Here is a 12805-nt window from a genome sequence, read left to right as displayed (position 1 = left end):
ATGAGCAGAACTATTTTTTGTACTTACCTGCAACGTGACGCAGAAGGCCAGGATTTCCAGTTGTATCCAGGTGAACTTGGCAAACGTATTTATAACGAAATCTCAAAAGAAGCTTGGGCTTTATGGCAGACAAAACAAACCATGCTGATTAACGAACGCAAAATGAGCATGATGAACCCGGAACATCGCAAAGAACTGGAAGCAGAAATGGTCAACTTCCTGTTTGAAGGCAAAGAAGTTCACATCGAAGGCTACACGCCACCAGAAAAATAAAATACAGGGGCCGCTGGCCCTTATGTACATCAAGCCCAACGCATACACGGAACGATGAAAAAATTTCTCGCGCTAGCTCTGGTTGTCCCGTTGCTCATCTCATGTTCGAGCAAAAAAGAAGATTCCTATAACGAGGCGTTTGTTAAGGACACGAATGGTTTTGATATTTTGATGGGGCAGTTTGCCCATAACATCGAAAATATCTGGGGCATAAAGGAAGTGTTGATTGCGGGTCCAAAAGACTACGTAAAATATACCGACCAATATCTGACCCGTAGCCACATCAACTTTGACGACGGTACGATTACCATCGAAACCATTGCTGGCACCGATCCCGCCGCCCATTTGCGCCAGGCGATCGTATCCACTTTGCTGATGGGTGACGATCCGGGTTCCATCGATCTTTATTCCGATGTTAACGACGTGCAGATCTCCAAAGAGCCGTTCCTGTATGGCCAGGTTGTGGATAACACCGGGCAGCCGATTCGCTGGGAAGGTCGTGCGTCTAAATTTGCTGATTACCTGCTGCAAACGCGCCTGAAAAGCCGCAGCACCGGGCTGAAGATCATCTACAGCGTGACGATCAACCTGGTGCCAAACCACCTGGATAAACGTGCGCACAAATATCTCGGCATGGTGCGCAAAGCGTCGAAGAAATACGGCGTAGATGAATCGCTGATTCTGGCAATTATGCAAACGGAATCGAGCTTTAACCCCTATGCCGTCAGCCATGCCGATGCCCTCGGCCTGATGCAGGTTGTGCAGCACAGCGCGGGCGTTGATGTCTTCAAATCTCAGGGGAAATGGGGCAAACCAAGCCGCAGCTTCTTGTTTGATCCAGAAAGCAATATTGATACCGGTACGGCTTATCTGGCGATTCTTCAGAACAGTTATCTGAGCGGAATTGATAACCCAACCTCGCGCCGTTACGCGATGATTACAGCGTATAACGGCGGCGCGGGCAGCGTGTTGCGCGTGTTCAACAGTGATAAAAATCGCGCGTACAGCATTATCAACAGCATGACGCCGGGCGACGTGTATCAGACGCTGACCACACGCCACCCGTCTGCGGAATCACGCCATTATCTGTACAAAGTGAATACCGCGCAGAAGAGTTACCGCCGCCGGTAATTCATCCGTTTGTTGTATCTCTTGCCGTCGGTTTAGCGGCAGGAGATACAACACTCCCCCGCTTTTCCCGCCTTAAACCGCAAAAAATGTAACCAGCGTCACTATTCTCGAATGTAACCAAAAGATGTTTTCATTTATTTGCTGAATGTACCAAAAATCTCACCACAGCACTGCTAATGTTACGATCACAACATATATCTCCTTATATGTTAAAAAAATCACATCCGCTGTTAACCTCTGTGAGGATATTTACATGAACCTTAAGCTGCAGCTTAAAGTACTTTCGTTTCTGCAGTTCTGCTTGTGGGGAAGTTGGCTGACGACGCTCGGCTCATACATGTTTGTCACCCTCAAGTTTGATGGTGCAGCCATCGGCGCTGTATACAGCTCATTGGGTATTGCTGCGGTATTTATGCCGACGCTACTCGGTATTATTGCGGACAAATGGATTAGTGCGCGCTGGCTCTATGCGGGTTGTCATGTGGTAGGTGCCATTACGTTGTATTTTGCAGCTCAGGTGACTTCACCGAGTGCAATGTTTATCGTGATTCTGCTCAACTCACTGGCTTACATGCCAACGTTAGGGCTGGTGAACACGATTTCTTACTATCGCTTGCAATCGGCGGGAATGGATATTGTCAGTGACTTCCCGCCTATTCGTATCTGGGGAACCATTGGCTTTATCTTCGCGATGTGGGGCGTGAGCTTCTCAGGCTTTGAACTCAGCCACATGCAGCTTTATATCGGCGCAATATTGTCAGTTGTCCTCGCCCTGTTCACTCTGACCCTGCCGCATATTCCGGTTGCTAATGCACAGAAAAACCAAAGCTGGAGCTCAATGTTAGGGCTGGATGCCTTCGCGTTGTTCAAAAACAAACGCATGGCTATCTTCTTCATCTTCTCAATGCTGTTGGGTGCCGAACTGCAAATTACCAATATGTTCGGTAATACCTTCCTGCACAGCTTTGACCAGAACCCGCTGTTTGCCAGTAGCTTTATTGTCGAACACGCGTCTGTGCTGATGTCTATTTCGCAGATTTCTGAGACCGTATTTATTCTGACGATTCCATTCTTTCTGATTCGCTACGGTATCAAGAATGTGATGCTTATCAGTATCGTCGCGTGGATGTTGCGCTTCGGCCTGTTTGCTTTTGGCGACCCAACGCCGATGGGCACCATGCTGCTGGTGCTGTCGATGATCGTCTACGGTTGCGCCTTCGACTTCTTCAACATTTCCGGTTCCGTGTTTGTTGAAAAAGAAGTCAGACCAGAAATCCGTGCCAGCGCACAGGGCATGTTCCTGATGATGACAAACGGCTTTGGTTGCATTCTGGGCGGGATTGTCAGCGGTAAAGTAGTTGAGCATTACACACTGCAAGGTATCACCGACTGGCAAACCGTATGGCTGATTTTCGCCGGTTACTCGTTGGTGCTGGCCTTCGCCTTCGTCGCACTGTTCAAATATAAACATGTCAGAACGCCAGCGGCCATCCAGCCAGCAGTCTGATTGATAATGTCTCCCGTTTCATTCAGAAGCGGGAGACATTGTTATTACGCCTTAATTACATAGCCGTACAAGCGCTTAATTCCGTCGGCATCCGTTTCGCTATACACGCCCTGCAATTCCGGTGAGAAGCCTGGCAGCATATTCACACCCTCTTCAAGAGCCAGGAAGTAACGCAGCGCAGCACTGCCCCACACTTCGCCAGGGACTACGCACAACACGCCCGGTGGATACGGCAACGCACCCTCAGCCGCGATACGCCCTTCCGACTGGCTCAGACGCACCAGCTCTACATTGCCACGAATAAACTCGCTATTAGCATCCTGCGGATTCATCGCGACTGCAGGCAGGCTGGCTTTGCGGAACATCTCTTTTTGCAGATCCTTCACTTCAAAGCTGACATAAAGATCGTGCATTTCCTGGCAAAGTTGGCGCAGCGTGTAGCCTTTATAGCGCTGTGAATATTTCTGATAGATAGTCGGCAGCACATTCACCAGCGGCGTATCGTCTTCAATATGCTGTTCAAATTGCGCCAGCATCGCCACCAGATGCGCCATCTTTTCAGTGCTTTCGGCAGGCGTCAGTAAGAATAAAATCGAATTCAGATCCGATTTCTCAGGAACAATTCCATTCTCACGCAGGTAATTTGCGAGGATCGCCGCAGGCACGCCAAACTCAGTGTAATGACCGGTTTGTGGATCAATACCCGGCGTCGTCAGCAGCAGTTTGCAAGGATCGACAAAATACTCATCTTGCGCATACCCTTCAAAACCATGCCATTTTTCGCCCGGTTCAAAGCTGAAGAAACGACGCTCCTGCGCGATGGTTGCAGTCGGATGTTCCTGCCACGGCTTGCCCGCCACCACGGGGGGAATAAACGGTTTGATCATCTTGCAGCTGGCGATAATGGCTTTGCGTGCTTCGATGCCCTGCACCACACATTCCGCCCACAGGCGGCGGCCACTCTCCCCTTCATGGATCTTCGCATTCACATCAAGTGCAGCAAATAACGGATAGAACGGGCTGGTTGAGGCATGCAACATAAAGGCATTGTTCAGCCGCTTATGCGGGCAAAAACGATCCTGGCCGCGCAGATGGTTATCTTTCTTATGGATCTGCGAAGTCTGCGAGAAGCCCGCTTGCTGTTTATGCACCGATTGCGTAACAAAGATCCCCGGATCGTTCTCGTTAAGATCCAGCAAAAGTGGTGAACAGTCCGCCATCATCGGGATGAATTGTTCGTAACCGACCCAGGCGGAATCAAACAGAATGTAATCGCAAAGATGGCCGATGTTATCCACCACCTGACGCGCGTTATAAACCGTGCCGTCGTAAGTCCCGAGCTGGATTACCGCCAGGCGGAACGGACGTTTTTCCTGCGCACGCTCTGGAGCCACCTCCGCGATAAGCTCACGCAAATATTTCTCATCGAAGCAATGCGCATCAATACCACCGATAAAACCAAACGGATTGCGAGCCGCCTCGAGATAAACCGGTGTTGCCCCCGCCTGGATCAGCGCCCCATGGTGGTTTGATTTATGGTTATTACGGTCAAACAGCACCAGATCGCCACGCGTTAATAGCGCATTGGTGACGACTTTATTCGCCGCCGACGTGCCGTTCAGTACGAAATAGGTTTTATCCGCGTTAAACACTTTGGCCGCGAACTTCTGCGCATGCTTTGCCGAGCCTTCATGAATCAGCAAATCACCGAGTTTGACGTCCGCATTGCACATATCGGCACGGAACAAATTCTCGCCGAAGAATTCAAAGAACTGGCGGCCAGCCGGATGTTTTTTGAAAAACTCACCGTGTTGATGGCCAGGACAGGCAAAAGTGCTGTTTTCCATCGCGACATATTTCGTCAGCGTATCGAAGAAAGGCGGGAGCAAACTTTCTTCATAATCAACGGCCGCGGTTTCCAGCTCCAGATAATCCTGCGCATCACCTTTTATCAGCCCGGTAATGCCTTCTTGCTCGCCTGAGAGATTATCAGCCGCTAAAAAAACAGGAATCGAAAAGCCCGTGCGTTTGAGTAACGCCAGAATACCGCTGCGGCTATCCGCCGCAGAAAGTACGACAGCGGCAATATCGGTGAAATCAGTGCTATCAAGCGTGACGATTTCGCGATGTGTAGACAAAGTAGCAACCACATCGTGGCTGGCGGCAATTTTCAAAGATTTCATATGCACAAATCCCAGAGTTCAAGGATGAGTGAGTGCCATGTGGCACGGCAAAGGGAGTTTTCCCCGGCGAATGTGTCTTGATGGTCTGAAGGAGGATACCCACTCCGACCGCCAGACATCAGTAAAACCAGGCATCACCTGATTTTACTGTTGTCCTGCAGTGAGCGTGCGTTGCCCTCACCGCATGGTGAGCGAGGGTCTTCGGGATACGACAGAAAGGTGAACGAGCGCCATCGAGAGATGCCGGTGAACATTGACTTTAAACATCAATAAGCGCCCCGTTGCAGATGTGTAAAATTTCGCGCAATCATGGCACCTTCTTCCCCGTGGTTCAAGGCGATGCTGCCACGCAGAGCACATTATTCGTGCAAACGCACGACTTATTAACACAAAAGCGTTGACGTCAAACGGCCTTTACGGTTTAATGCGCCCCGTTGCCCGGATAGCTCAGTCGGTAGAGCAGGGGATTGAAAATCCCCGTGTCCTTGGTTCGATTCCGAGTCCGGGCACCACTATTTAAAGAAACCAGCCTAATGGCTGGTTTTTTGCTTTCTGAGATCCGGACTCTCCATCGAACTACGTTCGATTACTCGTCGCCTCCCTTCGCCGTATTCATCACCTTCCCAAATCCCAGACCTTCCAACCCGCCATCAGGTATTCGCGCGCGTTACTCTCTTGTGGGCTATATATTTGGAGATGTGATTTCAGGAAAAACCCCCATGATGCGACTCACCATGATTCTGCTTGGCGTTGATTTTCTGCGTTCTCACTGGCGCGGATTGCGACGTTTCGGCTGGATTACTCTGATTGCTGGCATCGTTATCTTCATTGACGCGCTAGATGGTTCACTGTTCTTCCCAATCGAACCTTTCGCCTGTCTGCTGTTGTTCGAAGGTGCTGCAACGCTGATGGTTGCTCATAGCGGTATGGGCGGACAACGTATTTTGCGCTACGTAAAAGGCAGTGTCTTTAGTGCTGCGGCATTACTGATTCTGGCGGGTCAGCATGACGGTGATTTTGTCCTGGCGATGATCTTCGGCATGCTGTTTTTATTCGATGGCGCTCTCCAAATTGCTTCTGCCGTCGTGGTGCGTTACCGGCGTTGGCGCCCGGCGTTATGGGGTGGGATCATCGAAATTGCGCTGGCAATATTCTTCTTCCAGCCCTGGCCTTCGCACTATTCAGGAACGGTTCCCTATTGTCTCGGCCTCGGCCTGGCGTTTGCCGGCTGGAATATGTTTATCCTCGCCAACCGCGTTAAACGCGCCGCTGCAAATCCAGGACTCAAAGGCGCGGTCTATATGGAAGAGGCTGATGTTCCTGACGTCGTGGAATGGGATGGCCCACCAGCCGATGACGAAAAAGCGCTGACCGTGCATGTATGGACGCCCGCAGGATCGGCCCCCAGTGAAACCATTCCCCGCCCGGTGATTAGCCGCTATATCGCCGCCGTCGACCGCAACGGTGTTATCTCCACCGGGCACGCCGCTTTAGAATCGCCCGGCGGTATTTACATCAGCCTCTACCCTGCGGAATTGATTGACCAGTCACCCGACGAATTTGCCCGCCTGTTGCGTGCCACACCGGAAAACAATGTTCCGGGGCGATTCCAGCCTGATTATGCAACCGAATCGGCAAAGTGGTGCCCCTCAACCAGAAAAGTGCGCATCCGCAATTACAGCGAAGAGCGCCTGAAAGCATTTTGGGAAAGTTATCGCCAGAATGAGTCCTACAATCTGACCTATCGGAATTGCTCAAGCAGCGTAGCACGGGCGCTGGAAGCCGCTCTTGAAGGCTCAGTCGGCAGGCTTTGGCATAAACGTGGGTTCTGGATGGCAATGGGGAAACTGATGTCGACGCCTGAGCTTTGGGTGGCACTGCAAATACGCAAACGCGCGCAAACCATGGCCTGGACACCCGGTTTAGTTCTCGATTACGCTCGCGCACTCAGCATGCTTGCCGATCCGCGCCCTACCGGCTGGTTCAATACCACCAGCCGGGCACTGAAGAAAATGCTCCAGCGCCGTGTGGCCTGGGAAAAAGGTAAAAGCGGAGAAGAAACGGCTGAAGATTAACTTAAATATCCGCGACGAGTTTTTTTGCAGCCTTGCGGTGGCGAGAAATAAGTTCAGGCACATCCAGCCCAACAATATTGCCATCGGTGACACGCCATTTTCCGCCAATCATCACATGTTCCGCCCTTTCCGCACCGCATAACAACAGTGCTGAAATGGGATCATGACTGCCGCTAAAACGCAGTTCATCTTGCGCAAACAGCGCCAAATCCGCTTGCTTACCAACGGCAATTTCGCCGATATCACTGCGCCCAATCAGTTTCGCCGAGCCTTGCGTTGCCCAGCCGAGCACACGCTGAGGCGTTATGGCTTGCGCCCCGTATCGCAAACGTTGCAGATACAAGGCTTGCCGCGCTTCATACATGATATTTGATGCATCGTTCGACGCCGAGCCATCAACCCCCAGACCAATTGCTACACCCGCGTTCTGCAAATCCACCGTCGGGCACATCCCAGATGCGAGGCGCATATTGGAAACAGGGCAATGGCAAACGCCCACTCCCGCACGCCCCAGGCGCTGAATTTCACTCTCATCAAAATGGATACCGTGCGCAAGCCAGGTTCTGTCATTAAGCCAGCCGACGCTTTCCAGATAATCTACGGTTCGTAGGCCAAAGCGTTGCAGGCAGAAGTTTTCTTCATCAAGCGTTTCAGCCAGATGGGTATGCAAACGCACGTCTTCACGCTGCGCGAGCTGCGCACTGTCACGCATAATTTCGCTCGTCACCGAAAACGGTGAGCAAGGGGCGAGTGCAATTTGCAGCCACGCCCCTTCTCCGCGCTGATGGTAGCGTTTAATCAGCCGCTCGCTGTCGCGTAAAATCGTCTCGCCTTGCTGCACGGTATGGCGCGGCGGCAACCCACCGTCATCCTCGCCCAGGCTCATTGAACCCCGCGTTAACACAGCACGCATTCCCAGTTCACCCACCACATCTACCTGCACATCAATCGCCTCTTCCATACCCTGTGGGAAAAGATAGTGATGGTCAGTGGTGGTCGTGCAGCCAGAAAGCAGTAGCTCCACCATCGCGACTTTGCTGGCAAGCGCCAGAGCTTCAGCATCAAGGCGTGCCCAGACAGGATAAAGCTGCTTTAGCCACGGGAACAACGGCACGTTAACGACAGGAGCCCAGGCTCGGGTGAGCGTCTGGTAGAAGTGGTGGTGAGTATTAATCAGGCCGGGTAAAAGAACTCGTTCGCTGGCATCAAACACCGCATCACAGGAAAGGGTAGGTTCGCATCCTGCGGGGACTAATTCACGAATGACCGCCCCTTCAACCACCACACCGCCAGCGGCGTCGTGCGAATTTGCGGTAAAAACTGCGCGGGGATTTTTGATCCATAAACGTTGTGCAGACATCACTGGCTCCTGAAAATGAAGATAAAGGGAAGCCAGCTCAGTTATGACCTGTCTGCTGATCCAGGCATTGCGCGGGGCAATTTTGTGATTCTAACCAGGAAAATGGTGCGCCATCATCGCGTTTTCTTATGGCGTATTTCGAGTAAAAAAAAGGCTTTGCTGAACGTGTCAGCAAAGCCTGTTATTTTTTAAAGATTACTTCGAACCCGTTTTTCCAGCAGGATTTTCCGCCGTTTTAAGAATGATTTCCGGCACTTTGCCAAAATCCACTTTTGCAGTTTTTAGCTTTTGAGTCAGATCGGCAGTCACATCCAGCTCAGGTGCGACTGAAACCGCAGCCTGCATCGGCATAATGACAGCAATTTTCTTCTCACTACGATAGGTGTCACTGGCCGTTTTGAGTGCTTTCATCACCACAATACGCGCAGCGTTTTGTTGTACTTCCCACTGCTGCGCAATGACGTTCTTATCCGCCTGGCGAGCGGCTTCAACTTTATCTGCAGGAAAATTGGCATAGCTATTCTCTGCCAGTTGCAGGCCTTTATGAAGATTTTCGTTAACGGCTTTAAGATGTGCTTGTTCCTGTTGTACCAGGCCTGATTCAACTAATACTTTTTCCACATTAATAAACTTCATTTCTGCATCTCCTGCTGGTTTTGCATCACAACCCACGAGCAAAGCGCCCGCAACCAGTGCGATCATGACAGTCCCTGCCACATGGCGAATTAAATTTCGTTTCATTTGATATTTAACCTGCTGAAATATAAAAGTGGGCTAACCTATAATCACGAGCGATATAATGTCCTTATTACATTCATAAGAAATATATACACATGCAAGCTGACAAACATACTATAAAAAATAGTCAGCGAAGAACAGACACAAAGTCTTAATTATGTTTACCCCATAACTTCTAATCGACGAGCCGTCTCATAATGTGTCACCCAATAACGGTTCGCCAGGGAAGACATTGTTACGCCTTCGCTGCTTGAGGCGTGAATGAATTGATTATCCCCCACATAAACGCCCACGTGACGCATACCTGGAGAAGTTTTAAAAAAGACTAAATCACCCGGTTTTAATTGTTCTTTATTGACTTCCTCACCATTTTTTATTTGCTGTGTCGTGGTGCGGGGTAATGATTTATGGAAAGAGTCATTAAAAATATGTTGCATCAATGCCGAGCAATCCACGCCTTTATGCGTCGTTCCCCCCAAGTGGTAGCGCGTTCCTTTCCAGTTTGAAAATTGCTCTAATATGGCTGTTTTTATTTCTGTGGAACTATTAGAGGATGCAGAGGTGGCATAATCTGTTTTTTCAAATAACACTTCTTTTTTAGGTGTGTGGTGTTTTGTTGCAATCACCCTTGTTCCTAATGATGCAAATTCCTTTGGCATATTAAAAGCAAAGGAATTTGCACTAACAATTAAAGGAGCAATAAATAATGACAGAGTAATAAATTTTTTAAAAAGAGGCATAGGAAATATCTTTCATCTACAAACACAGGCGAACAGGCCATTACCGATTATTCAATAATGGGATAAGCAATTCCTTTTGGGTGAGCAAATAATAGCCGATGGACACAATTTAAACAGCGCGAATTTTGTCCAATTCTAGACTTGTATTTTTTGATTTAAAAAACAGTCTGATACCCCGCTTCGCTTAACTGAAAATAGCACTCATACGTTCGCGAGACAGACCTCCGGACGCTGATAATGCGGCCACACTAACGCCACCAGCGTGGGATAAGCGTCATGGCTGAACTCATCGAAACACTGGCGCAAATTCAGCACTTCGATATCCGCAAAAGGAACTTTTTCGCCCTCCGCACAGCGTTTACGAAGGTTGTCGTAATAGCGATAGATGGCCGAGTTCAGATCACTACAACGCCTTTGCGCACTGAAAAGCACAGGGTTCGCGCTCAGTTCATCAACACTCATGCGTTTTATCGTGGCATGGGCAAAATCAACATATTCGTGACTCACCCGCCAATAATATTCCGGTGTAATTTTCAACATTAACTTTGCAAAGTAATCTTCGCGTTCATCAGTTTCAGATAAATTTAATTTAGGGGAAGATGGTGTGACAGTTTTTACTTTTGGCTGTATTGCCGAACGCATCAGAACCAATACCGCACACAGTGGGAGTAAGAATAAAATAATAGTGAAAATGACGTTCGACATTCGACGCTCCTGTTTTTTTTATAGTAATTTTGAGGCAAAATATTGTCAACGTAACGCTTTGTTATTGTGATAAACACCCCGTTGATATAAAAGGAAAATGTAATGCTGCCCAACAACCTGGTGCCCGCGATACTTCCGATACCGCCCAGGGAGGAGGATGCACTCACGGAAGGAGAAATCACTTTATCCACTGATATTAATGATGATTTTTCCCTTCTTGAGAAGACAATTCTCAATGCAAATGATTATGCGGGACAGGCGAAGAACTCATTGCTTGAAGAAAACAATCGTCATTTAAAAGACCAATTATTTTGTGCAGTAAAGATTGAAGCAATCACAACCGTGCTCAATGAATTAATTGAACAGGAAAAAGTGTGTCCGGCCGATCTCCAGATGCTGATAGAAGATAAAGAATTGCAGATAAGTCGGCATTCGCAGCAGATCTGGATCAATCAGTTAACCCAGGAAAAAACCTGGCCGCTGTTTTATTCACTGGAAAATTAAAATAAATGTCACAGACATCAGACCCAATTATCTCCCAGCCAGCATTACCAGATGAAAGTGAAGCGAAGAAATTTACCTTAAGTGAAAATATTACCGCGTTGGTGCAGATTAAAAATGACAATATCGCTCGTCTTGCGCAGGGGAAAATTAATATCACCTCCGCATTGGTTGAGCAAAAATGGCATAACCGCCATCAAATTTATCCTTTTCGTGTGAAAGAAGAGATTTACGGTGCCGTACTCAGTGAAATTATCGCGAACCATCCAGGGTTAAAAAACCAGATTCTTGGGCGTCTGGAAGCGGTTTATCAACAGTTGAGAAATGAAGAAGCACAAACACTTTCGCGCACGCGTGCGCTGCTGGAAAACAGCTACAAAACACCGCACTTGTGAAATTAAGGCGCATGCTCAACTTTGCGCAAAGCCTCCGAACACGGCTCGCCTTCGGTAATAATTTCAATCACATCCGCCCGCTCGCCGATCCGCACCTCACTGACACGATCAAATTTGCTCTTATCGATCAACAACAGTGACTGGGCCGAACGCTTGAGCAGCGCGGTTTTGTAATCCGCATTCCAGCTCCGCGTATCCCATAACGTTCCATTGCTATCCACGCCTTCGCAGGAAAAAAGGAACAGATCGATATCCAGTGATTTGAGCTGCGCCGCGAGTGGCGCATTGATATAGCAAGCATATTTACGCTGGAGCAATCCGCCGGTGCTGATCAGTTGAATGTGCTCACGCTTAGCCAGAGCCTGGCAAACCCGCTCGCTGTTGGTAAAAACAGTCAGTGGAATATCAGGCAGCAAACGTGCCAGATACCAACAAGTGGAACTGGCATCCAGCGCAATCACCATTTCGGGGGCAATCCAGGCCAGCGCGCGATGAGCAATATCAGCTTTGCTATTGAGATGGCTTTTCAGACGCGCGGCAAAAGGATCACCACCTTCATCGGCTCCACGATTAATACGTTTCGCCCGCCCATGCTGACGAACAATTTTCCCCTGCTTTTGCAGTAAACGCAGATCGCGCCGCACGGTTTCCTGGCTCACCTCTAACAAGTGGGCCAGTTGTTGCGTGGTGAGATTGTCATAGTGTTCGACAAGCTGAACCAGTTCCTGATGGCGTTCGGTTTTCATGGTGGCGTCTCCCGGCAATGCCCGGATATTAGGGGGTGACGCCCTTCTTTAACAAGATGTTGCCGTACTTCGCCCGCTCGCCTGTGATGACGATCGCAAAGGCGTGTTGGGCGCGTTCATAAAATGCATAACGATCTATGCGCTCAATCGCAGGCCCGTGAGATTCATTGAAAAGGGCCTGGCGATAACGTTGCTCAACCCGACTATCCAGTTCATCACCACTGACCGGAGCCATCATCACCAGCGGCGACGCATAGCTATCGAGTTCAAAAAGTGGGATCACCGCCGCCAGCAAATCGCTTACCAGCACACCATCTGCTCGTATCACCTGTGGGCCAATGCTGTGCGCGGGAAAATGTGCATCGGCGAAGATAATTTCATCTCCATGCCCCATCTCAGCGAGCACTTTTAAAAGCGTTGGGGAAATTAGCGGTGAGATATTTTTTAGCAT

General features: G+C 49.3%; 13 protein-coding genes and 1 tRNA gene. 7 read left to right on the top strand and 7 right to left on the bottom strand.

The window, feature by feature from the left end:
- The 3 genes from AC0IWZ_RS02515 (at position 1) to AC0IWZ_RS02505 (ending at position 2911) form a co-directional block, all read left to right on the top strand.
- The gene (locus AC0IWZ_RS02515; protein WP_034493327.1) at positions 1–273 is read left to right on the top strand and encodes an oxidative damage protection protein; all 273 of its coding nucleotides are present in this window, start codon (positions 1–3) and stop codon (positions 271–273) included.
- Between the two features lie 54 nt (positions 274–327).
- The gene (mltC, locus tag AC0IWZ_RS02510; protein ID WP_034493325.1) at positions 328–1404 is read left to right on the top strand and encodes a membrane-bound lytic murein transglycosylase MltC; all 1077 of its coding nucleotides are present in this window, start codon (positions 328–330) and stop codon (positions 1402–1404) included.
- Between the two features lie 253 nt (positions 1405–1657).
- A complete protein-coding gene (locus tag AC0IWZ_RS02505) occupies positions 1658–2911 on the top strand; it encodes a nucleoside permease (protein ID WP_115630885.1) in 1254 nt (417 codons plus the stop codon).
- Between the two features lie 44 nt (positions 2912–2955).
- Here the strand turns inward: AC0IWZ_RS02505 and AC0IWZ_RS02500 are convergent, their stop codons facing one another.
- Positions 2956–5094, bottom strand: coding sequence for an ornithine decarboxylase (locus AC0IWZ_RS02500; protein ID WP_471678210.1), 2139 nt, complete (start codon positions 5092–5094; stop codon positions 2956–2958).
- A 436-nt stretch (positions 5095–5530) separates the two neighbouring features.
- On the opposite strand from AC0IWZ_RS02500, the gene AC0IWZ_RS02495 reads away from it, so the two are divergent.
- Both AC0IWZ_RS02495 and AC0IWZ_RS02490 read left to right on the top strand, forming a co-directional pair.
- Positions 5531–5606, top strand: a tRNA-Phe gene (locus tag AC0IWZ_RS02495).
- 207 nt (positions 5607–5813) lie between these two features.
- Positions 5814–7169, top strand: a complete 1356-nt coding sequence (locus AC0IWZ_RS02490) for an HdeD family acid-resistance protein (protein ID WP_034493320.1) — start codon at positions 5814–5816, stop codon at positions 7167–7169.
- A 1-nt stretch (position 7170) separates the two neighbouring features.
- On the opposite strand, the gene AC0IWZ_RS02485 is transcribed toward AC0IWZ_RS02490, so the two are convergent.
- The 4 genes from AC0IWZ_RS02485 to AC0IWZ_RS02470 form a co-directional block, all read right to left on the bottom strand.
- Positions 7171–8529 (bottom strand): 8-oxoguanine deaminase, encoded by a 1359-nt coding sequence (locus AC0IWZ_RS02485; protein WP_471678211.1) that lies wholly within the window; start codon positions 8527–8529, stop codon positions 7171–7173.
- Between the two features lie 195 nt (positions 8530–8724).
- On the bottom strand, positions 8725–9270 hold the full coding sequence (locus tag AC0IWZ_RS02480) for an OmpH family outer membrane protein (protein ID WP_471678212.1): 546 nt from the start codon (positions 9268–9270) through the stop codon (positions 8725–8727).
- Positions 9271–9428: 158 nt separating this feature from the next.
- Positions 9429–10007: an NlpC/P60 family protein gene (locus AC0IWZ_RS02475; RefSeq protein WP_471678213.1), complete on the bottom strand. Its 579-nt coding sequence runs from the start codon at positions 10005–10007 to the stop codon at positions 9429–9431.
- 201 nt (positions 10008–10208) lie between these two features.
- Positions 10209–10712 carry an ESA_00282 family adhesion-associated protein gene (locus tag AC0IWZ_RS02470; RefSeq protein WP_034493313.1) on the bottom strand — a complete coding sequence of 168 codons (504 nt, stop codon included), beginning with the start codon at positions 10710–10712 and terminating at the stop codon, positions 10209–10211.
- A 102-nt stretch (positions 10713–10814) separates the two neighbouring features.
- Between AC0IWZ_RS02470 and AC0IWZ_RS02465 the strand changes: the two genes are divergently transcribed.
- The gene (locus AC0IWZ_RS02465; protein WP_471678214.1) at positions 10815–11216 is read left to right on the top strand and encodes a hypothetical protein; all 402 of its coding nucleotides are present in this window, start codon (positions 10815–10817) and stop codon (positions 11214–11216) included.
- 5 nt (positions 11217–11221) lie between these two features.
- Positions 11222–11608, top strand: coding sequence for a cytoplasmic protein (locus tag AC0IWZ_RS02460; RefSeq protein WP_410373847.1), 387 nt, complete (start codon positions 11222–11224; stop codon positions 11606–11608).
- Between the two features lie 2 nt (positions 11609–11610).
- Here AC0IWZ_RS02460 and fucR read toward each other — a convergent pair whose 3' ends face one another.
- A complete protein-coding gene (gene fucR / locus AC0IWZ_RS02455; protein WP_471678215.1) occupies positions 11611–12354 on the bottom strand; it encodes an L-fucose operon activator in 744 nt (247 codons plus the stop codon).
- Between the two features lie 28 nt (positions 12355–12382).
- A complete protein-coding gene (gene fucU / locus AC0IWZ_RS02450) occupies positions 12383–12805 on the bottom strand; it encodes an L-fucose mutarotase (RefSeq protein ID WP_471678216.1) in 423 nt (140 codons plus the stop codon).

Source organism: Buttiauxella sp. AC142, assembly GCF_979253435.1.
This window is presented reverse-complemented; position numbering and strand designations above follow the sequence as displayed.